The sequence below is a fragment of the Acinetobacter sp. 'aerobic (ED)' genome, assembly GCF_904886855.1.
GTDB lineage: Bacteria > Pseudomonadota > Gammaproteobacteria > Pseudomonadales > Moraxellaceae > Acinetobacter > Acinetobacter courvalinii.
Map to the genome: position 1 here is coordinate 172332 of NZ_CAJHGI010000002.1, position 20938 is coordinate 193269.

20 protein-coding genes are annotated in these 20938 nt (G+C 42.1%); 11 read left to right on the forward strand and 9 right to left on the reverse strand.

The features are described from left to right. Positions 1 to 16: 16 nt before the first annotated feature. The 5 genes from lepB to JO943_RS04360 all read right to left on the reverse strand — a co-directional run bounded on the left by lepB (position 17) and on the right by JO943_RS04360 (position 6064). A complete protein-coding gene (gene lepB, locus JO943_RS04340; protein ID WP_005284675.1) occupies positions 17 to 880 on the reverse strand; it encodes a signal peptidase I in 864 nt (287 codons plus the stop codon). 72 nt (positions 881 to 952) lie between these two features. Further along, entirely contained in the window at positions 953 to 2770 is a 1818-nt protein-coding gene (gene lepA, locus JO943_RS04345; RefSeq protein ID WP_005229528.1) for a translation elongation factor 4, read from the reverse strand. Positions 2771 to 3702: 932 nt separating this feature from the next. After that, entirely contained in the window at positions 3703 to 3888 is a 186-nt protein-coding gene (locus JO943_RS04350) for a hypothetical protein (protein ID WP_202740272.1), read from the reverse strand. Between the two features lie 226 nt (positions 3889 to 4114). Further along, entirely contained in the window at positions 4115 to 4573 is a 459-nt protein-coding gene (locus tag JO943_RS04355; protein ID WP_005229525.1) for an acyl-CoA thioesterase, read from the reverse strand. Between the two features lie 114 nt (positions 4574 to 4687). Beyond that, positions 4688 to 6064: a Do family serine endopeptidase gene (locus tag JO943_RS04360; RefSeq protein ID WP_005229523.1), complete on the reverse strand. Its 1377-nt coding sequence runs from the start codon at positions 6062 to 6064 to the stop codon at positions 4688 to 4690. Positions 6065 to 6436: 372 nt separating this feature from the next. Here JO943_RS04360 and nadB point away from each other — a divergent pair, with 372 nt between their 5' ends. Beyond that, positions 6437 to 8074, forward strand: a complete 1638-nt coding sequence (gene nadB, locus JO943_RS04365) for an L-aspartate oxidase (RefSeq protein ID WP_171070944.1) — start codon at positions 6437 to 6439, stop codon at positions 8072 to 8074. Positions 8075 to 8327: 253 nt separating this feature from the next. Here nadB and tmk read toward each other — a convergent pair whose 3' ends face one another. Genes tmk through pabC form a run of 3 tightly spaced genes read right to left on the reverse strand, consistent with a single transcriptional unit; the run spans position 8328 to position 10820 of the window. Then, positions 8328 to 8927 carry a dTMP kinase gene (tmk, locus tag JO943_RS04370; protein WP_202740081.1) on the reverse strand — a complete coding sequence of 200 codons (600 nt, stop codon included), beginning with the start codon at positions 8925 to 8927 and terminating at the stop codon, positions 8328 to 8330. Continuing rightward, entirely contained in the window at positions 8927 to 10006 is a 1080-nt protein-coding gene (mltG, locus tag JO943_RS04375) for an endolytic transglycosylase MltG (protein ID WP_202740082.1), read from the reverse strand. The genes tmk and mltG overlap by 1 nt, the downstream gene beginning before the upstream one ends. 1 nt (position 10007) lies before the next feature. After that, positions 10008 to 10820, reverse strand: a complete 813-nt coding sequence (pabC, locus tag JO943_RS04380; RefSeq protein WP_005229514.1) for an aminodeoxychorismate lyase — start codon at positions 10818 to 10820, stop codon at positions 10008 to 10010. 251 nt (positions 10821 to 11071) lie between these two features. On the opposite strand from pabC, the gene JO943_RS04385 reads away from it, so the two are divergent. The 6 genes from JO943_RS04385 to JO943_RS04410 all read left to right on the forward strand — a co-directional run bounded on the left by JO943_RS04385 (position 11072) and on the right by JO943_RS04410 (position 16598). Further along, positions 11072 to 12079: a sulfate ABC transporter substrate-binding protein gene (locus JO943_RS04385; RefSeq protein WP_005229512.1), complete on the forward strand. Its 1008-nt coding sequence runs from the start codon at positions 11072 to 11074 to the stop codon at positions 12077 to 12079. A 31-nt stretch (positions 12080 to 12110) separates the two neighbouring features. Further along, positions 12111 to 12713, forward strand: a complete 603-nt coding sequence (locus JO943_RS04390) for an RBBP9/YdeN family alpha/beta hydrolase (RefSeq protein ID WP_005229510.1) — start codon at positions 12111 to 12113, stop codon at positions 12711 to 12713. A gap of 75 nt (positions 12714 to 12788) precedes the next feature. Next, positions 12789 to 13622, forward strand: coding sequence for a sulfate ABC transporter permease subunit CysT (gene cysT / locus JO943_RS04395; protein ID WP_005229508.1), 834 nt, complete (start codon positions 12789 to 12791; stop codon positions 13620 to 13622). Next, the gene (gene cysW / locus JO943_RS04400) at positions 13619 to 14518 is read left to right on the forward strand and encodes a sulfate ABC transporter permease subunit CysW (RefSeq protein WP_005229507.1); all 900 of its coding nucleotides are present in this window, start codon (positions 13619 to 13621) and stop codon (positions 14516 to 14518) included. Before cysT ends, cysW begins: the two co-directional genes overlap by 4 nt. Before the next feature lie 11 nt (positions 14519 to 14529). Then, a complete protein-coding gene (locus JO943_RS04405; RefSeq protein WP_005229505.1) occupies positions 14530 to 15600 on the forward strand; it encodes a sulfate/molybdate ABC transporter ATP-binding protein in 1071 nt (356 codons plus the stop codon). A 74-nt stretch (positions 15601 to 15674) separates the two neighbouring features. Next, on the forward strand, positions 15675 to 16598 hold the full coding sequence (locus JO943_RS04410) for a CysB family HTH-type transcriptional regulator (protein ID WP_005229503.1): 924 nt from the start codon (positions 15675 to 15677) through the stop codon (positions 16596 to 16598). A 105-nt stretch (positions 16599 to 16703) separates the two neighbouring features. On the opposite strand, the gene carO is transcribed toward JO943_RS04410, so the two are convergent. Continuing rightward, positions 16704 to 17453, reverse strand: a complete 750-nt coding sequence (gene carO / locus JO943_RS04415) for an ornithine uptake porin CarO (RefSeq protein WP_005229499.1) — start codon at positions 17451 to 17453, stop codon at positions 16704 to 16706. 556 nt (positions 17454 to 18009) lie between these two features. Between carO and dapD the strand changes: the two genes are divergently transcribed. The 4 genes from dapD to JO943_RS04435 all read left to right on the forward strand — a co-directional run bounded on the left by dapD (position 18010) and on the right by JO943_RS04435 (position 20856). Beyond that, positions 18010 to 18831, forward strand: a complete 822-nt coding sequence (gene dapD, locus JO943_RS04420; RefSeq protein WP_005229497.1) for a 2,3,4,5-tetrahydropyridine-2,6-dicarboxylate N-succinyltransferase — start codon at positions 18010 to 18012, stop codon at positions 18829 to 18831. Positions 18832 to 18947: 116 nt separating this feature from the next. Then, positions 18948 to 19658: a 7-carboxy-7-deazaguanine synthase QueE gene (gene queE / locus JO943_RS04425; protein ID WP_202740083.1), complete on the forward strand. Its 711-nt coding sequence runs from the start codon at positions 18948 to 18950 to the stop codon at positions 19656 to 19658. 74 nt (positions 19659 to 19732) lie between these two features. Beyond that, on the forward strand, positions 19733 to 20401 hold the full coding sequence (queC, locus tag JO943_RS04430; protein WP_202740273.1) for a 7-cyano-7-deazaguanine synthase QueC: 669 nt from the start codon (positions 19733 to 19735) through the stop codon (positions 20399 to 20401). Positions 20402 to 20433: 32 nt separating this feature from the next. After that, positions 20434 to 20856, forward strand: coding sequence for a hypothetical protein (locus JO943_RS04435; protein WP_005229494.1), 423 nt, complete (start codon positions 20434 to 20436; stop codon positions 20854 to 20856). The last annotated feature ends 82 nt before the right edge of the window (positions 20857 to 20938 follow it).

Sequence of the window (20938 nt, forward strand, 5' to 3'; positions counted from 1 at the left end):
TTCCTTTATGTTTTTATCAATCAATCTTACCATTTCGGTTGAAACTTGGAAGATTAAAGCCTGGCTCTTTATGCATCCATATATAAAAAGCTCGACCCGTTAAATTCGCTTCAGGTACAAAGCCCCAAAAACGGCTGTCCGCACTTTGGTCACGGTTATCGCCCATTGCGAAATATTGACCTTCAGGTACGGTGACTTCCCAATCTTGTCCATTGCTTTTGATAAAGACATCATTGGCTTTAGCAACAAATGGCACCAAGGCTTCAGCACCTTTTAACTGCGCAAACTGGAACTGTTCAACCAGTGGGTTACGCCCTTCCAGATAGCGGATCAGATGCTGATGCTCACCCAAGGTTTCTTTAAAATACAGAGCAGTTGGCGTATCTTGCTGGTCTTTTACACGTGAAAATTGTGTGGCAACTTTTGCAATTTGCTGACCATTAATCGTCAACTCACCCGCTTTAAACTGGATATGGTCACCCGGCAAGCCAACAACACGCTTAATGTAGCTAATCGTAGGTTGTGGCGGATAACGGAACACAATTACTTCGCCACGTTTCGGCTCGCCAACATTAACCACTTTGGTATTGACCACAGGTAGACGTAAACCATAATCAAATTTATTCACCAGAATAAAATCACCTGTCTCCAGGGTCGGTACCATCGAGTCAGAAGGAATATTAAACGGTTCATATAAGAAAGAGCGTAGGATCAGCACGACCGCTAACACTGGCCAGAAGTCATATGCCCATGTGATAAGAAAGTTTTCCTGATTCCGCCCTTTATTTGCACGTTGTTTAAATACAAATTTATCAAGCAACCACACCAGAAAGAAAATCAGTGTCGCTGGTACCAGAATCAAATTAAAATCAAAATCCACAAACCCTCTCTTGCAGTCTCACTGCTCGTTTTGCAGCTGGGTAAAACCAGAGGTTTCCCCAGCCTCATTTCTTTATCTATCGACTTTCAATACAGCCAAGAACGCTTCTTGTGGAATTTCAACACTTCCCACTTGCTTCATACGTTTCTTACCTTCTTTCTGCTTCGCAAGAAGTTTCTTCTTACGTGAAACGTCACCACCATAACATTTGGCCAGTACGTTTTTACGCATCGCTTTCACAGTAGAACGGGCAATGATCTGAGCTCCAATCGCAGCCTGAATCGCAACATCATACATTTGGCGAGGAATCAGATCTTTCATCTTCTCTACCAATGCAATACCACGATGACGTGCATCCTGACGGTGGCAAATCATCGCCAAGGCATCGACCTTCTCGCTATTAATTAATACATCTACCTTAACCAAAGCTGAACTTTCGAAACGAACAAAGTTATAGTCGAGTGATGCAAAACCACGTGAACATGATTTTAATTTGTCAAAGAAATCCATGACCACTTCAGCCATTGGAATTTCAAAAGTAATGGAAACCTGATTCCCCAGGAATTTCATGTCTTTTTGAACACCACGACGTTCGATACACAGCGTCATGACGTTACCTAAATATTCTTGTGGCACAAGGATATGACATTCGGCAATCGGTTCACGCAAATCTTCAACTGTAGAACCATCCGGCATTTTTGATGGACTGTCGATATAAATGATATCGCCTTTCTTGGTCAAAGCTTCGTAAATGACCGTTGGCGCAGAACTGATCAGATCCAGATCGTATTCACGCTCTAAACGCTCTTGTACGATCTCCATGTGGAGCATGCCCAAGAAGCCACAACGGAAACCAAAGCCTAATGCATCTGAACTTTCCGGTTCAAAGAATAAAGCTGAATCGTTGATCTGTAGTTTTTGTAGCGCTTCACGGAACGGTTCAAAGTCACTTGAATCAATCGGGAAAAGTCCGGCATATACCTGTGGTTTTACCTTTTTAAAACCAGGCAAAGTTTCCACTTCAGGCGTAGATGAAAGTGTGATGGTATCACCGACTGGCGCACCAAAAATATCTTTAATACCCGCAATCACGAAGCCAACTTCACCTGCTTCGAGGATGTCGGTTTCAGTATGTTTCGGATTGAACACGCCCACTGAAGTGACCGGATGAGTTTGACCTGTCGATTTAACCAGCATCTTGTCGCCCTTACGGATACGACCTTGCTTGATACGGACCAGGGAAACAACCCCTAAATAGTTGTCAAACCATGAGTCAATAATTAAGGCCTGTAAGGGAGCATCACGGTCGCCTTCAGGTGCTGGAATAACATCAACCAGACGCTCTAGCACACCTTCCACACCTAGACCGGTTTTTGCAGAACAGGTGGGTGCATCAGTCGCTTCAATCCCGATAATTTCTTCAATTTCGTGAATGACACGTTCAGGCTCGGCCTGAGGCAAGTCAATCTTGTTCAAAATTGGCAGAACTTCCAGACCCTGCTCAATTGCGGTATAGCAGTTAGCAACCGACTGTGCCTCAACCCCTTGTGCAGCATCGACAACCAGCAAGGCGCCTTCACACGCAGCCAAAGAACGTGACACTTCATAAGAGAAGTCAACGTGCCCTGGGGTATCAATGAAGTTTAATTGATATTCCTGACCATTCGGATGGGTGTAATACAACGTCACCGAAGCGGCTTTAATTGTAATCCCACGCTCACGCTCAAGCTCCATAGAGTCTAATACTTGAGCTTGCATCTCACGATCTTGTAAACCCCCGCACATTTGAATGAAACGGTCAGCCAGCGTCGACTTGCCATGGTCAATGTGTGCAATGATCGAGAAATTGCGTATATTTTTGATATCTACGGATTTTTTAGCTTGCGCCATGGGTTACCTTAAGAATATGTACACAGCAATCTAATCAATTAAATAATTGCCTATTGCTGCGAAAAATAATGTTTAAAAAGTTCGGCACAGTATAAGCACAACAATGTTAAAAATATAGTGTTAAAAGTATATGTGACCGAGACTACATCGTGATGCTGAAAGCAATATTTAAGCGAGAAATTAATTTCCCCCACCAGAACCTGACAATCGCTTTAAAAAATGCTGCAGAGTTTGTGAGTTGTATAAGGCTAAGAATGGATGACCTGTCTTGGTGCCGTGCCATTCCATCCTTATTTTGATAATGCAGAGCTTGTATGACGAGTTGAGCATGATCCGAAACAGCAACAGGATACTTCACAATATATATTCAACAAGCGCATATCGAGCCTGGGAAGAATTTTCTTCTCCGCCTGATGTTTGGTTTATGCTTCCAAATGCTGATAATGAACAAACTAAACCACTTAAAAGTAGCAGGATGAGCCCCCTTCTAGAATACTTAAAGCCTATTTAACCATTTAATTTTTAAAATTAATTTGGGTTTACATAATAGAAATAAAAAATCAGAATCGCGAGCAAAATGCTGGCAAGGGTTAAATAGCATCCCACGGTATTAAAGCTTTTTACGAATTTTAAAATATCCATACTTCATGATTTTTAAAAACATTGTGACCATTATCACAGATTTTACTCAAAACAGTGAAATAACCGCCGATAAAAGCATCAATTAATCCGACCAGCTTTTTAGCTCGGTTTTACACACCTTTTGATATTAAACATTCACGGTGAGAGCTATCAAAAATGCTCAATCGCGTAAATTTCGGTTTCAATGTCAGCCTTCAAGGCAAAAATGAATGGCTGAGCTATCGCGATAAATTTTCTCCAATAAAAAAGCCGTACTTGATTAGTACGGCTTTTTCATCATCTTTTTTTAATTATTCAATTTTATGCCAGAACATTACGGTTAAATTAAACTCGGATTTAATTAAAAAAGCGCAAGCAATCAGACCTAACCCCACAAACAGGAGTGTCATATCAAAAACAACACTTCCGATCACAAAGACAATGCCTGCAAACAAGCACAGCAAATAAAAAACAACAACCCCCACGTTGTCATTCATCATGTTCCCCAAAACACAATTTAAGAGGCTACAAAATAACCAATATACAAAAATTACACAATTAGCTTAATCTATTGAATTTTTCGCATAAGCCAACGTTATTAAACGTTTTTTTAAGTGTTTAATCCGAGTTTAGGTTAATTGATTCACTATTTTTAAACTTAGTTTGATGAATTGATCGTAAAATGCCGCCCTCGGATCATTCATTTGCTGCTGATTTCTGAATTTATTCAGACTGCGTATATGAAATTGAAAAGTCCATTGGATTTAAATCTGGTGAAATCGGTTGGTAAGCCTGAGTAAAACTCGGTGACATCCGTTTTGGGCGTCCTGTTTCAATTTCAATACAGGCCCATTTGGTATTTCCCATAAACAGAACACTTTGGTCTTTCGGACGATAAAATGCATACTGACGGAAAGAATATAAGGCATTTATATCATCCAGCCATGTACGCAAGATGATGTGTTCACCTTCCAGAGCGGCTTTGCGATACTGCACATGATGTTCAACCGCGACCATTGCATGTTTAAGTTCCAGATATTGAGCAAGTCCCAATCCTAATGTTTCGATATGTGCTGCAGCGACATCCTGCATCCATTGGATATACATCACGTTATTGACATGGCCCAATACATCGATATGCTCAGGTTGAACTTGTAATTCCAAATCAAAAATCGTACTCATTTATCTGGCTTCTTTCATCAATCAAAACTCAGCTAGATACACTAGTCTAAACTGCAGTGTATTACAAAATAAAAACCACCCTTTTCAGAGTGGTTTTGAGCAACCATAACAGGTTTAAGGTAGACGTAAACCTAGAATTGCACGTTGTCCCTGACGGATAATGGTCACACGGGCAACACTATTCTTCGGCAAGGCACCCACCGTTTTAGCGAACATCTGACTGTTGGTAATCGCTATACCATTAACCTGAACAATCACATCCCCTGCGACCAGATTTGATAATGATGCAAGGCCGCCACGTTTCACATCCTGAATCAGAATACCACTACGGATATCCAAACGCGCTTGCTCAGCCGCAGTCAGGTCTCGAATACTCATACCTAAACCGCTGGTTGGATTATTTTTCTCAGCATCCGCAGCCGTATCGTCTGGTGCCGTCCCCAGTGTTGCAGAAATGGTGCGTGTTTTATCATCACGTAAAATTTCTAACTGAACGGTTTGATTTGGCGCAATGCGATTCAATGAATAAAGTAAATCGCCTGTACGTGAAATTGGCACACCATTGGCTTTTAAAATCACATCGCCTGATTTTAATCCTGCTTTTTCAGCAGGTGATTTCGGTGCAACCTGCGTGATCAAAGAACCTTCTGGTTTCGGTAATTTATAAGCTTCGGCCAAGTTCCGATCAATGTCTTGTAGCATGATACCAAGATATGAACGTGTTACTTTACCTGTAGTCTTTAACTGTTGTACTACATCCATTGCAACATCGATTGGAATCGAAAAAGACAATCCCATATAACCGCCGGTACCGCTGAAGATCCGCGAGTTAACCCCCACCACTTCACCACGCTGGTTAAACAATGGACCACCTGAGTTACCTGGATTCAATGCGGCGTCTGTTTGGATAAACGGTACTGAAGTTTCACCACTCATATTACGTGATTTGGCACTGACAATCCCCGCTGATGCAGAATAATCAAAGCCAAATGGCGAACCAATCGCAAGTACAGGTTCACCAACGCGAAGCTGGTTAACATTACCAATTTTTAATTCCGGGAAATTGCTTCCATTGACTTTAAGTAATGCAATATCCGTACGTTCATCGCTACCAACAAGTGTTGCGTCAATTTCACGGCGGTCATTCAGGATGATACTGATGCGGGAAGCATTTTCAACCACATGACGATTGGTTAACAAGTACCCGTCCTTGCCAATAAAAAAAGCACTGCCGTAGCCGGTCTTTTCCTGTGGTCCCTGTTGTTGCGGGATAATCACCTGATTACCAAAAAAACGACGCAAAATTTCCGGAACCTGTTGTTGTAATAACTCTTCCTGAGTCATTTTCTTGACCACATTGACACTCACCACAGCAGGACTGACCTGCTCAACGAGATTTGAAAAATCTACTGGCGATGCAGCATTGACTTGAGCAGCTGCTACCGTAAATACCGCAGCATACATTCCTTGTTGTAAATAGCGACTTTTCATGAAGCAAGAACCTACATACTGTTGATTAAAATAAAAGTTATGATCTATGTTTGTAGCATAACCCTAGCATTCTTTTCGTAAAAAAATGTTTATATTTTCAATGCATACAACCAAATAGAACAATGAAATGTGAATAAATTATGGAGCCTTTTCCAGATGTTCACCTTTCAATTAAGGTTTTAGCTTGGACAGCTTAAGGCTAAATTAAAACCATGTACTGAAAGTTAATCGTTTTCTCATTCATACAGATGAGGCCAAATTAATCAATAAATAAATCGCATTCGCTAAAAATTCACTCAATTTCAGGCAGATTGGCCCTTGCCTTTTTGACAAAAAAGCGGTGTCATTAGCGAACGTTTAAAACTGAAGCAGATTGACATGCCTGATTTAAAAACAATTCACCATTTTGATGTGATTATTGTGGGCAGTGGCGGTGCAGGTTTGAGCCTCGCACTCTCTTTACCAAGTCATTATAACATTGCAATTCTGGCAAAGGCGGCGCTGACAGAAGCCAGTACCTTCTATGCACAAGGCGGTGTTGCGGCAGTCTTAGACGAAACAGATTCGATTCAACAACATATTAATGACACCATGATTGCAGGCGGCCATCTTTGTGAATTAGATGCCGTCAAACATACTGTCGAAGGTGGCAAACCATCCGTTGATTTCCTGCTCAAGCAAGGCGTGCAATTTACGCTAGATGAAGACGAGCAACTGCATCTCACCCGTGAAGGTGGTCACTCACAACGTCGTATCATTCACTCTGCCGATGCAACCGGCAAAGCCATTTCAACCACGCTGGTTGAACGCGCTAAAGAACGAAAAAATATTACAATTTTTGAAAATTATATTGCGATTGATCTGATTACCCTACACAAGCTTGGGCATCAAAACCAAGCTAATCGTGCGATCGGCCTCTATGCTTTAGATGAGACTCACGAACAGGTGCATACCTTCCTGGCTCCATTTACTGCACTTGCCTGTGGCGGTGCAATGAAAGCCTATCTCTACACCTCAAATCCTGATATTGCGACTGGTGATGGTATTGCCATGGCCTATCGTGCCGGTTGTCGTGTCGCCAATATGGAATTTAACCAGTTCCATCCGACCTGTTTATATCACCCGAAAGCACGCTCGTTCTTAATTACTGAAGCGATGCGCGGTGAAGGTGCTTATTTGCGCCTCCCCGATGGGGAACGTTTTATGCTGCGTTTTGATGAACGCGCAGAACTTGCACCGCGTGATATTGTGGCACGTACCATCGACCATGAAATCAAGCGTCTCGGGATTCGTCATGTCTGGTTAGACATCACCCATAAATCGCCAGAGTTTATTATTGAACATTTTCCGACACTGTATGCCCGTCTGCTTGAACTCGGCATTGATATCACCAAAGATATGATTCCTGTAGTTCCAGCAGCACACTATACCTGTGGTGGTGTAGTGGTCGATGAACATAGTCAGACTGATCTCGATGGTTTATATGCGATTGGTGAAACCTCTTATACAGGTCTACACGGCGCCAACCGTATGGCCAGTAACTCACTCCTTGAATGTTTCGTTTATGGCATGAGTGCAGCAGAAGATATTGAACAGAAGTTTGATGCTGAGTTTCAATTTCCAGATGTCCCAACTTGGGATGAAACGCAAGTTACCGATGCCGATGAAGATGTGGTGATCCTGCAAAACTGGGATGAGCTACGTTCCACCATGTGGAACTATGTGGGTATTGTCCGTACCACTAAACGCTTACAACGTGCCTTACACCGTATTGAAATGCTCAAGCATGAAATCACCGAGTATTATCAGGATTATCGTGTCAGTAAGAACTTGATTGAGTTACGTAATTTGGTTCTGGTTTCTGAGATGATTGTACGTTGTGCAATGGAACGTAAGGAATCACGTGGTTTGCACTATACACTAGATTATCCTGAACTCTCCAATGAGATTCGTAAGACGGTGCTCACACCGCCAAATTTCAAAGTGGAACAGCCGTTGGTGAATGAATAACACTCAATTTATTTTAGCTATTATTTTTTGATTGGCATGGCCTCATATAAACAGAATCATTAGATCTCGTTTGTATAGGCAATACATTACTTTGAAGGATCAAAGTAATCAAAATCCCTTGTTGGACAGAGGGTACATCCTTGGTACCCCTGTCCAACTGGCGGCATCCATGCCGCCGATCTCGATAGTAAATAACAACTTGGATTCAAATACTAAAAATCAGACTATTTTCAGATTAGCTATTGTTTAAAGCCTATTTCAAATATTGCAGCGCTTCTTCAAACACAACACCCGCATTTTGTGTTGCATCCAAACGTTTGATCCGCTCAGGCTCTGCTTGCCACAAGGTCTCATAACCCGCACGAACTTTAGCAAAGAAACTTAATTTCTCTTGCTCAAAACGATCCAATGCCCCGCGCTCTCGCGCACGGGTCATGCCCAACTCAATCGGCGCATCTAACCAAAAAGTAATATTCGGCATTTTCGCCACAAAAGTTTGATTTAACAGTTGCAGCTTTTCCTGACTTAAACCACGTCCAGAACATTGATAAGCAAAGCTGGCATCGGTAAAACGATCACTCAGCACAATTTTACCTGCCTCTAATGCAGGTAAAACCACTTGCTGTAAATGCTGTGCACGTGCTGCATAAATCAATAACAGCTCAGTATCATGACTCATTTGCTCTTCATGATTTACTGCTAATAATAATGAACGAATCTGCTCAGCCAATGGGGTACCGCCCGGTTCACGGGTCAACACCACTTCTTTACCTTGCTGTTCAAAGTACTGATGAATTTTACGAATCAGCGTAGTCTTCCCTACGCCTTCCGTCCCTTCAAAACTAATAAACATTATTCGCCCTGCTTTTTCTTTGAACGTAGTACAGTTAAATATTCTTGCACTGCACGATTATGGTCTTCTAAAGACGCGGTAAATTTATGTCCACCATTGCCTGTAGCAACAAAATAGATATTTTTGGCATCGTCTGGATGCATCGCTGCTTCAATCGCTTTCTTACTTGGCAAAGCAATAGGTGTTGGCGGTAATCCATTAATGGTGTAAGTGTTATAGGCCGTTGGCGTACGTAAGTCATTACGCGTGATATTGCCTTTATAGTTGTCGCCCATGCCATAAATCACGGTTGGATCGGTTTGTAAGCGCATGCCTATTTTCAGACGACGGACGAACACACCTGAAACCTGCTGTAGCTCACTATCCAGACTGGTTTCTTTCTCAATAATTGAAGCCATGATTAAAGCTTCATACTTATCTTTGTACGGTAAGTTCGGTGCTTTCTTGGCCCAGGCTTCATCTAATGATTTCATTTGACGGCGATATAAATCAGTTAAGATTTTCTTGTCCGTTTCACCTTTGGCAAAGAAATAAGTATCTGGTGCAAATAGACCTTCTGGATGCGTATATGGAATGTCTAATTGCTTTAACAGTTCAGATTGAGGAAGGTCAAGCAAGGTATTGGTGACATTCGAATCTTTTCTTAAATTCTGAATCAACTGAGAAAAGGTCGTTCCCTCAATCACCAGAATACGGTTCATCTGCGCATTATCTGCATCTGAAAGCATATCCATGACCTGACGGACCGTCATGCCTTGCGTAATTTCATAAACACCTGCTTTCATGGTGTCATGAATCATAAACTTCTGATAGAGCTTTAAAACTATCGGAAAGTTCACATTATTTTCTTTGGCTAAACGATCAATAAAACGTGAATAAGTATCGCCAGAAGAAATGACCAGAAGTTGTTTCTTGCCTTCTACCGGATAAGCTTTGAATAGGCTTGACCATACAATACCAAAGATCACCAAAACAAAAACCACAATGGCGATCAAAAAGGCTTTAAAAAAAGAAAAACTGGATTTCGGTTTCGCTTTTGGCTTTTTCTTACTTTTGCTGGAACTAGGCGGCTTTGGCATATTAATCAATCTGGCTAAGTTTTAACGTTTCAAATAAATCAAGATAAGGTTGTTGCTCTAAACAACGGTCATGAAATCGAATCACCGCTTTCATTGGGTGCAATGCATTGCAGAAGAATAAACTCTGAATACGGCCAATTTCGTTCATCTCAATACAACGCTGCTCACATTTAACCTGATATTGCTGCATTCTCGATAGAATTTTGGCCCGCATCACACCGTGGACGCCATTATAGCGAAGTTCAGGCGTAATCCACCGATCATTTATACGAATAAAACAATTACTGCTCACCCCTTCAACAATAGCCCCCTGCACATCACTGACCAATGCTTCCAGCCAGCCATGCTGATCTGCCTCTTGCTTGAGTAAGACCTGCTCTAATCTGTTCAATGTTTTCAGTCCAACCAGATGTGGCATATTCAGCCCCAAGGCATGATTTAACAGGCCACTTTCAATCCATTCAGGTTGAAAAACCTGCGTCACTCTCGGGTAATACCAGACATAAATATCGGCTGCATGTAGCGGTAGACTATAGCCACGATCTCCCTCACCGCGGCTAATCACCACTTTTAAAGTACCATTGAGCATGGCATATTGCTGCTGTAAATGTACAAGTGACTTTTCAATCAAGGATAAATCGGCATCGAGGCTTAGGCTATTACAGGCCAGTTTTAAACGTGCAAAGTGCAACTCTTTTAGCTCAAAATTTCCGTGAAAAATACGTGCTGTGGTAAAGCAACCATCACCATAATGAAAAGCACGGTCTAATAAAGGAATGGCATCAATTAACTGTCCATTTTTATAACACTGCATGATCTAAGCACCTACTCACTCAACAAGACCGCACGACCAAAGACAAATAAACATTTGATTTTAAACAATTATAACAAGTAAAAGAGTGAATTAAAAATGTGTTATATATCAATAATTCAGCAAAGCTTATCTGTTTTATATATTTCTATATTTTTCATAACAAATTCGATTTTAATTATTTTTTTTGCAAAAAAACTGGCGTTATGCTGCGTACATATTCCAAACAGTGATTTAGTTTTAAGGGGTTTGTCATGCGTTTTTCTCAAGTTAAAGTCGGCGTCATTGCTGCATTACTCTCAGTTTCTTCATTTGCGGCACAAGAGTTCTTAAATGTCTCTTATGACCCAACTCGTGAACTCTATACAGATTTTAACAAACAGTTCGGTACCTTCTGGAAACAGCGTACCGGTCAGGATATCGATTTTAAACAGTCACATGGCGGCTCAGGTAAACAGGCCCGTTCCGTGATTGATGGCTTAAATGCAGATGTAGTTACACTTGCACTAGCAGCAGATATCGATGAGATTGCTCAAAATGCAAAGTTACTCCCAGCAGACTGGCAAAAGAAATTACCGAATAACTCTACGCCATACACATCAACCATTGTTTTCCTGGTTCGTAAAGGAAATCCAAAACAAATCAAAGATTGGGGTGACTTGGTTAAACCAGGTGTAGAAATCATTACACCAAACCCGAAAACCTCTGGTGGTGCGCGCTGGAACTACTTAGGTGCCTGGGCATGGGCAAAACACCAGAAAGGCGGTAACGACGCCAAAGCTCAAGAATTTGTTCGTCAAATTTATAAACAAACCAAAGTACTTGATTCAGGTGCACGTGGCGCAACTACAACCTTTGCTGAACGCGGTATCGGTGACGTATTGCTGGCTTGGGAAAATGAGGCCTACCTAGCCGTACGTGAGCAACCAGGCAAATTCGAAATTGTCACACCTTCTCTTTCTATTCTTGCAGAACCGCCAGTTGCTGTGGTTGAAAAGAATGCCGAGAAAAAAGGCAATCTACAAATCGCTCGTGGTTACTTGAACTACCTGTATTCACCGGCAGGACAAGAGATTGCTGCACGTAACTTCTACCGCCCACGTAATGCAGCGGTATTAAAGAAATATAGCAATGTGTTTAAGCCGTTGAAACTAGTGACAATTGATCAGGAATTTGGTGGCTGGACCAAAGTGCAAAAAACTCACTTTGATAATGGCGGTGTGTTTGACCAAATCGTCAAACAGAACAGCACAGGCAAATAATTTACTTGACGGGTAAATAGGGAGAGCGGACATGATTCATACGGTAATTGTTCCAGGTGTAGGTGGTAGCGAAGCGCAGCATTGGCAGTCTTGGTTACAACAGCAACTCGTGTCTAGCTCTCGCGTTGAACAGAAACATTGGGATCGTCCCGTATTAAGTGAATGGATCGCCCAGTTTGTAAAAACAGTTGCAGCCGCGCCTGCGCCAGTGCAAATCGTGGCACATAGCTTTGGCTGCTTGACCAGCGTAGCTGCACTTGCTGAGCATCCAGAACTCCGGACCAAAGTTAAAAACCTGCTTCTGGTTGCGCCTGCCAATCCAGCACGTTTTGGTGAAGCCGGCTTTGCACGTCATAGCTTGACAGACTATCAACAGTATTTTCAGCAGCTCAATATTGAGGTACCTACTACCTTATTGATTAGTGAAAATGATCCTTGGCTGGGATATGTCGATGCATTACAACTGGCCCAGGCATGGAAACTGACACCGATTAATTTAGGCGCTGTGGGTCATGTCAATGTTGCTTCCGGATTCGGCCCTTTTCCGGAAATCCTGAATTATCTGTTACCTGAAAAAAAGACGCAGTTCGTTGCCCGAATGAGTCAGGCAAACTTTAATCTGAAGTTTGCCTAAGTTCCGCCCCATATTTTTAGTTATCGCATTATTTATTTGCTGGTTTTAGCAAACCTTTCTCTTTGAGGAAATATCATGTCGCAGCGTTCCCGAGTGCTGCCTGGGTTTGGTCTCTCATTAGGCTTCACCCTCGCTTACGTGTCTTTGATTGTGCTTATTCCTTTATCTGCTGTATTTATCAAATCTTTAGGGATTGGATGGGATGGCTTATGGGAAATCTTAACCTCAGAACGAATTTTAAAATCCTTGCAACTTAGTTTTAGTGCAGCCCTGATTGCTGCATTAGTAAATGTTATTTTTGGTTTGTTACTGGCTTGGTGTCTGGTTCGCTATAGCTTTCCAGGTAAACGTATTATCGATGCTTTAGTCGATTTACCTTTTGCATTACCGACGGCGGTTGCAGGTATCGCACTTACCTCTTTATATGCACCAACAGGCTGGATCGGACAGTATCTTTCTCCTCTTGGAATTGAAGTAGCGTATACGCCAATCGGGATTACTCTTGCCTTAATCTTTATTGGGTTACCCTTCGTGGTTCGTACCGTACAGCCCGTATTGAGCGATATTGAAACCGAGCTGGAAGAAGCGGCTTCTGCCCTGGGTGCAAATCGTTGGCAGACGATCACTAAAATCATTTTGCCGATCTTGTTTCCAGCGGTACTTACCGGTTTTGCCTTGGCCTTTGCCCGTGGTGTCGGAGAATATGGCTCGGTGATTTTTATTGCCGGTAACCAGCCTTATAAAACCGAAATCGCGCCGCTGATGATTATCTCTCGTTTAGAAGAATATGATTATGCAGGTGCAACCACGATTGCGGTCGTTATGCTTGTTCTGTCATTTGCCATCTTATTTTTAATTAATTTAGTACAAGCATGGGCAAGCCGCCGTACAGGGAGAGTTGCGCAATGAGCTTAAATACCAATAGCAATGCTTTGGCACTCAAACTGCAAAGCAGAGACGCCACCCGTGAACCGATCTGGGTACGTTATAGCTTAATTGCTGTGGCTTTAATCTTCTTTTTAAGCTGCTTACTGTTACCCCTGATTCTAGTGTTTGTTGAAGCGTTCAAGCAAGGCATTGAAGTCTATATCAATGCTCTGACCGATTCGGACACCTTATCCGCAGTCAAACTCACCTTAATCACGGCAGCAATTGCGGTTCCGATTAATGTGGTATTTGGTGTAGCAGCGGCATGGGCTGTTGCCAAATTCCAGTTCCGAGGTAAAGCCATTCTCACCACGATTATAGACATACCATTCTCGGTCTCTCCTGTGATTGCGGGTCTAATGCTGGTGCTGATTTTTGGTGCACAAGGCTGGATGGGTGGCTGGTTAATGGATAACGATATCAAAATCCTGTATGCCGTACCTGCGATTGTATTAGCCACCATTTTTATTACCGTTCCTTTTGTTGCACGTGAATTGATTCCGTTGATGGAAGCACAAGGTACCGAGGAAGAAGAAGCCGCAATTGTACTTGGTGCTTCAGGCTGGCAAACCTTCTGGAGAGTCACTTTACCCAATATCAAATGGGGTCTGATTTACGGCGTGATTTTGTGTAATGCACGTGCCATGGGTGAGTTTGGTGCAGTATCCGTGGTTTCTGGCCATATTCGTGGTCAAACCAATACCTTACCGCTCCACGTCGAGATTCTTTATAACGAATATACCTTTAGTGCTGCATTTGCTGTGTCATCGTTACTGGCATTTTTAGCGATTCTCACTTTGATCTTGAAAACGTGGCTCGAAGTCCGCCAAGAACAAGCAAATCAACATCAGCCCACTCAAGATCAACCTAGCCACTAAGGAATAAACACATGAGTATTCAAGTTAAAAATATTGAAAAACACTTTGGTGCATTCCATGCGCTAAAAAATATCTCTTTAGATTTTCCTGAAGGTGAATTGGTTGCCCTACTGGGTCCTTCAGGCTGTGGCAAAACTACCTTATTACGGATTATTGCAGGTCTGGAATCTGCCGATGGCGGACAGGTTTTACTTGAAGGTGAAGATGCAACCGATATCCATGTGCGTGAACGTCAGGTCGGTTTTGTATTCCAGCATTATGCCCTGTTCCGTCACATGAGCGTTTTTGACAATATTGCCTTTGGCTTACGTGTGCGTCCGCGTGCCACACGTCCATCGGAAGCTGAAATTAAGAAACGCGTGACACGCTTGCTGGATCTGGTGCAACTTGGCTTCTTGGCAGATCGTTACCCGGCCCAGCTTTCTGGTGGCCAACGTCAACGTATTGCCTTAGCCCGCGCGCTTGCAGTTGAACCACGTGTTTTGCTGCTGGATGAACCATTTGGTGCACTGGATGCCAAAGTCCGTAAGGAATTACGCCGCTGGCTACGTACCTTACATGATGAACTGCATATTACCTCGATCTTTGTCACCCATGATCAGGAAGAAGCTTTGGAAGTTGCAGATCAAATTATTGTCATGAACAAAGGCGATGTTGAACAAATCGGTTCACCACGCGAAGTGTACGAAAAACCGGCAACGCCTTTTGTTTTTGATTTCCTTGGTCAAGCAAATCGTTTTGAAGGTGAGCATACAGGCGGTATTATCCGTATCGGCGATGATCGTATTCAGTTACCAACCAGCCTTGAGGCCCCGCAAGGCAAAGTCATTGCATTTGCACGACCAAATGAATTACATATTCATACCCAGCCTCAAGCCAACACCATTGAGGCAACCTTCTTACGTGAAGTATGGATTGCTGGCCGGGTTGTCGCTGAATTACAAGATCGTAGTGGACGAACCATTGAAATTTTATTAAGTGTAGAAGAGGCGAACTTACATCAATTCAAACCAAATCAAACCGTTTGGATCAGCGCGGCTCAACTTCATTTATTTGCAGATCAATCAACGCAAGTTGCTTAGAAGAATACTTTGAGGGCGGTTAAACTATCCTTGCAGGACTTTAGCCGTTTCTCACCTTATGTGGAAAAAAGACTATGAACTTTCAACAACTCAGAATTATTCGAGAAACTGTTCGCCAAAACTTTAATTTAACCGAAGCATCTGCGGCTCTTTATACCTCTCAATCTGGCGTCAGCAAACACATTAAAGATTTAGAAGATGAACTGGGCGTACAGTTATTTGTACGTAAAGGCAAACGCTTACTGGGTCTGACCGAGCCAGGTCAGTCTTTACTCAGCATCGTGGAACGCATGTTGGTCGATGCCGATAATATTAAACGTCTCGCCGATGATTTTAATAAAGTTGATGAAGGCACACTGACCATTGCCACCACACATACCCAAGCGCGTTATGTGCTGCCACCGATTGTGAATCAATTTAAGAAACTATTTCCTAAAGTTCATTTGGTTTTACAACAAGCCAGTCCTGTTGAAATTGCAGAAATGCTGCTTCAGGGTGAAGCCGATATCGGGATCGCAACCGAATCATTAACCACAGAAGAAAATCTAGCCAGTGTGCCGTATTATGAATGGCATCATAGCATTATTACCCCGAAAGACCATCCATTGGCAAAACTAGATAAAATCAGCCTGGATGTATTGGCTGACTATCCGCTGATTACTTACCACGGCGGTTTCACGGGTCGTTCAAAAATTGATAAAGCTTTTGAAGATGCACAACTTCATGCAGACATCGTAATGTCAGCACTTGATGCCGATGTCATTAAAACCTATGTTGAACTGAATATGGGCGTCGGGATTGTCAATGATGTCGCTTATGATGCTGAACGTGATTATCGCCTACAACAGATCAAAACCGATGTGTTTGGTGTGAATACCACCTGGATCGCAGTGCGTAAAGGCCATCTACTACGTGGCTACGGTTATGAATTCATTTCCTTATGCTCCCCAGAAACAGATATTAAAGCTTTGAAAAAAGTGGCTTATCCCGAAGAATAAATGATCCTGAACATAAAAGGCGCATGATGCGCCTTTTATATTGTCTATTTCACAGACATAAAAAAAACGAGCATAACGCTCGTTTTTTTATGCTGGATGCATGGATTAGAACTTGAAGCTCACACCCACTTTCGCAACTGGCATCCATTCATATTTGTTTTTGTTGGCAATTTTGTCTGCTTCACGATCAGCTGCCGCTTGACCAGACTCAGTACCACCTACTTTTACCAGTCCTTCAGATTTTAAATCAACTTCAGGGTTACCAGTATAGTAAGCACCGACTTCACCAAACACACCAACGTTTTTATAAACTGGAGTATTTAAACCAAAACCTAGGTATGGAGCAAGTTGGTTATCATAATTTAAATGGCCTTTAACCGAACCATTTCCGCTTGGGGCGTTATAGTTAGAACCATCAATTTTAATGGTGTCATTTGAGTTAGATACTGATTTTTTCAAATCATAGCTATTATCAAGATAACCAACACCTGCCGCTACGTATAACGCACGCGCAAATGCATTTTGATTCGTTCCCCATGGATAAATTTCAGCATTTAAATATGCATTTTTGTTATCCATATCCATATCATATTTCGTGCCATCAATTTTTAAACTGTCTGACCAAGAAATATCGCCACCATTGTAACCAAGGCTTAAGCTAACGTATGGGTTGACTTTGTATGAAATTGCCCCACCGTAACCAGTAGTACCCACTTCAGCACGAACTGAAACTGGATCTAAGTATGAAGGAAAAGCGTAAACAGATTCCTGCACAACTTGTTCATCTGCCGCAAATGCAGTACCTGCAATCGCTGTTAATGCACCTGCTGCTAACATAACACGCAAAGCTTTCATTGAAGTCTCCTCAAAAATGCTCTTATTTAAAGTATAATTGTTACTGTGGACACAGCATAAAATAAATAGCGCTATTTTTTTATACAGAAACTGATTATTTTTTGTTATTTTTTGATACAAATTCGAAGGAATTATGTATTTATAAATTATAGATAAAAAACAATAAGCTCCATTTTTATGACAGTTTTGTTGCTCAATTTTAAAACAAAATATTGTAACTACTTTTTTCAAAGATTCTGAGGGTCTGCTGCCACTTTATCTATGGTTGCGACAATGGAGATTTTTTAGGCGCTACAAGGCATGGCTTGTGAAGTTTAGGCTTTCTAAATGAACAAGACATAACGATGTAGCGACAAAAAAACTCCTTGTCCCAAAGGGTTATAGCTAAAACTCCCTCATACTTCGTTATGAAACTTGGCAAGGGAATAGCCATTCCCTGCGTTTCATGCCTCGTCTGATAAAATTTTAGCTTATAACGCAACCTATTTATAAAATGGCAACAGACCCTACAAAATTAGTGTAAAATCTTCAAAATTTTTTTGGAAGAAGGAAGATCATGTCTCAGCTTTCTACAATCATTGAGCAAGCATTTGAAGACCGTGCCAACTATAGTGCAGCGGACTGCCCAACTGAAATCCGTCAAGCTGTAGAACAAGCATTGGCCGGTTTAGATAACGGTACACTACGTGTTGCCGAAAAAATCGATGGTGAATGGGTTGTTCACCAGTGGCTGAAAAAAGCCGTTTTGCTTTCATTCAAACTCAATGATAACAAACCGATCGAATCATGTGATCTTCGTTTCTATGACAAAGTAGATACCAAACATTCTGGCTGGACTGAAGAACAGTTCAAAGCTGCAGGTGTACGTGTGGTACCGCCTGCGGTTGCCCGTCGTGGTAGCTTCCAGGCTAAAAATGTGGTGTTAATGCCTTCTTATGTCAACATTGGAGCTTATGTAGATGAAGGCACAATGGTTGATACCTGGGCAACTGTAGGTTCATGTGCACAAATCGGTAAAAATGTTCACTTGTCTGGTGGCGTTGGTATCGGTGGTGTTTTAGAACCTTTACAAGCAAACCCGACCATTATTGAAGATAACTGCTTCATCGGTGCACGTTCTGAAATCGTTGAAGGCGTAATTGTTGAAGAAGGTTCTGTTATTTCAATGGGCGTTTTCATCGGTCAATCTACCAAAATCTTTGATCGTGAAACAGGTGAAATTCACTACGGCCGTGTACCAGCAGGTTCTGTAGTTGTTGCGGGTAGCCTTCCATCAAAATGCGGTACTTACAGCTTATATGCAGCCATCATCGTGAAAAAAGTGGATGCAAAAACACGTGCAAAAACCAGCTTGAACGATTTATTACGCGCTGACTAATTTGTAATATATACGGAACTTAATGGTTCCTCGTCTCTACGATCAGTCATGGTCGTAGAGATTTTGTTTTTTATGTAGCATGCTGCTTGTGTGGCACCTGTCTGTGGTAACTATTTATGGCTTCCTTACGTTCTTCTGCAATTCCTGTCTCTGATCCTGCGGCTGGTTTACGCATTACGGAGATCTTTTACTCTTTGCAAGGCGAAGCGAATACCTTTGGTCTACCGACGGTGTTTATTCGCTTAACAGGTTGTCCGTTACGTTGCAGTTATTGTGATACCACCTATTCTTTTGAAGGCGGCGAGCGTTTATCGCTGGAACAGATTATCGAAACCGCAAGCCAGCATAAAACACCTTATATTTGTGTCACAGGTGGCGAACCGCTTGCACAACCAAACTGTCTGATCCTGTTACAACGTCTTTGTGATCTTGGTTTTCAGGTATCTCTTGAAACCAGTGGTGCTTTGGATGTTTCCAAGGTTGACCCACGTGTTTCCAAAGTGCTGGATTTAAAAACCCCCACCTCGAAAGAAGATCACCGTAATTTGTTCAGCAATCTTGACCATCTCACCCCGCATGACCAGATTAAATTTGTGATCTGTAATCGTGAAGACTATGAATGGTCAAAACAACAGCTGGAACAGTTCCAATTGCAAGACCAAGTGAGTACGGTTTGGTTCTCACCTGCTTTTGCAGTGGAAAAAGGTGCAGTTGCCCTGCCAGCATTGGCACGCGACTTGGCCCAGTGGATTTTAGAAGACCATCTCCCTGTTCGCTTCCAGCTACAGTTGCACAAACTGTTATGGAATGATGAATCCGGTCGTTAAAAGCTTATGAAAACCATATCTCCCACAGAAATGGTTTTCTCAAATTTATTTTAGGTTGAATAATGGAAAATAATATGCGTTCTCGTGCCATCGTATTATTGTCTGGCGGCTTAGACTCAACAACGTGTCTGGCCTGGGCACAGGCAAATTATGAATGTATCGCCCTCAGCTTTATGTACGGTCAACGTTCAACCACTGAACTTGATGCAGCAAAAGCACTCGCTCAACGTGCAGGCGTTGAACACCGTATCATTAATATTGATTTAGGCAATTTAGGCGGTTCCGCGCTTACAGATCATAACATTGAAGTCCCAGAACAATTACAAGAAGGGATTCCTGTAACTTATGTTCCAGCACGTAACACAATTTTCTTATCTTATGCCCTTGCTGTGGCCGAAGTTTTTGACGCTGCTGCCATTGTAATTGGTATCAATGCCGTTGATTATTCAGGATATCCAGATTGTCGACCTGAATTTATTGACGCTTTTGCCAATCTTGCGCATTTAGCAACCAAAGCGGGCGTTGAAGGAAAACCTCTTAAAATAGAAACACCTTTGTTACATTTATCCAAAGCGAATATTATACGCTTAGGCATCGAACATGGCGTAGACTACAGTCAAACGGTATCCTGCTATCAGGCAGATGCTCAAGGACGTGCATGTGGCAAATGCGACAGTTGTCGTTTACGTCAACAAGGTTTTATCGAAGCAGGTATTGCGGATCCTACGCGTTACGCTGAATAATCGATATTAGGGTAAAAAATTAGGTACATTATATGAAGTTTTCTAAATCAAATCTTATTCTTTCTACAATGATGTCAGCTGCTGCACTTTTTGCGACAGCAACTCACGCAGCTGATAATCCATTACAAACTGCGTATAAAAGTACCAATGTAAAAGCAGCATTGGTCAACGTATGTAAAGACCAGACTGCAAAAGGCGGTAAATTAACAGCGGCTGAAGTTAGCAAGTTCTGTGGTTGCCAGATTGATGCTCAAGGTAAAGTAACTGAAGCGCAAAAATGGGAAATCCAGAGCGCGATTAATGCCAAGAAAAGCCCAAGCTCTTTAGGTTTTGTGCAACAGCAAAATAAAGACCTACAAGCATGTTTAGGTGCTCCACTTGTCAGCAAGTTAGAGAAACTGACTGAAGAAGCAATGAAAGCTGCTCAACAACAGCAACAGGCTCCAAAAAAATAAGCCTGTATTGTTGAAAACAAAGCCTGCATTTATGCAGGCTTTTTTATTGGGTTTTGTTAAAATCCCCTTTATCTAGAATCAG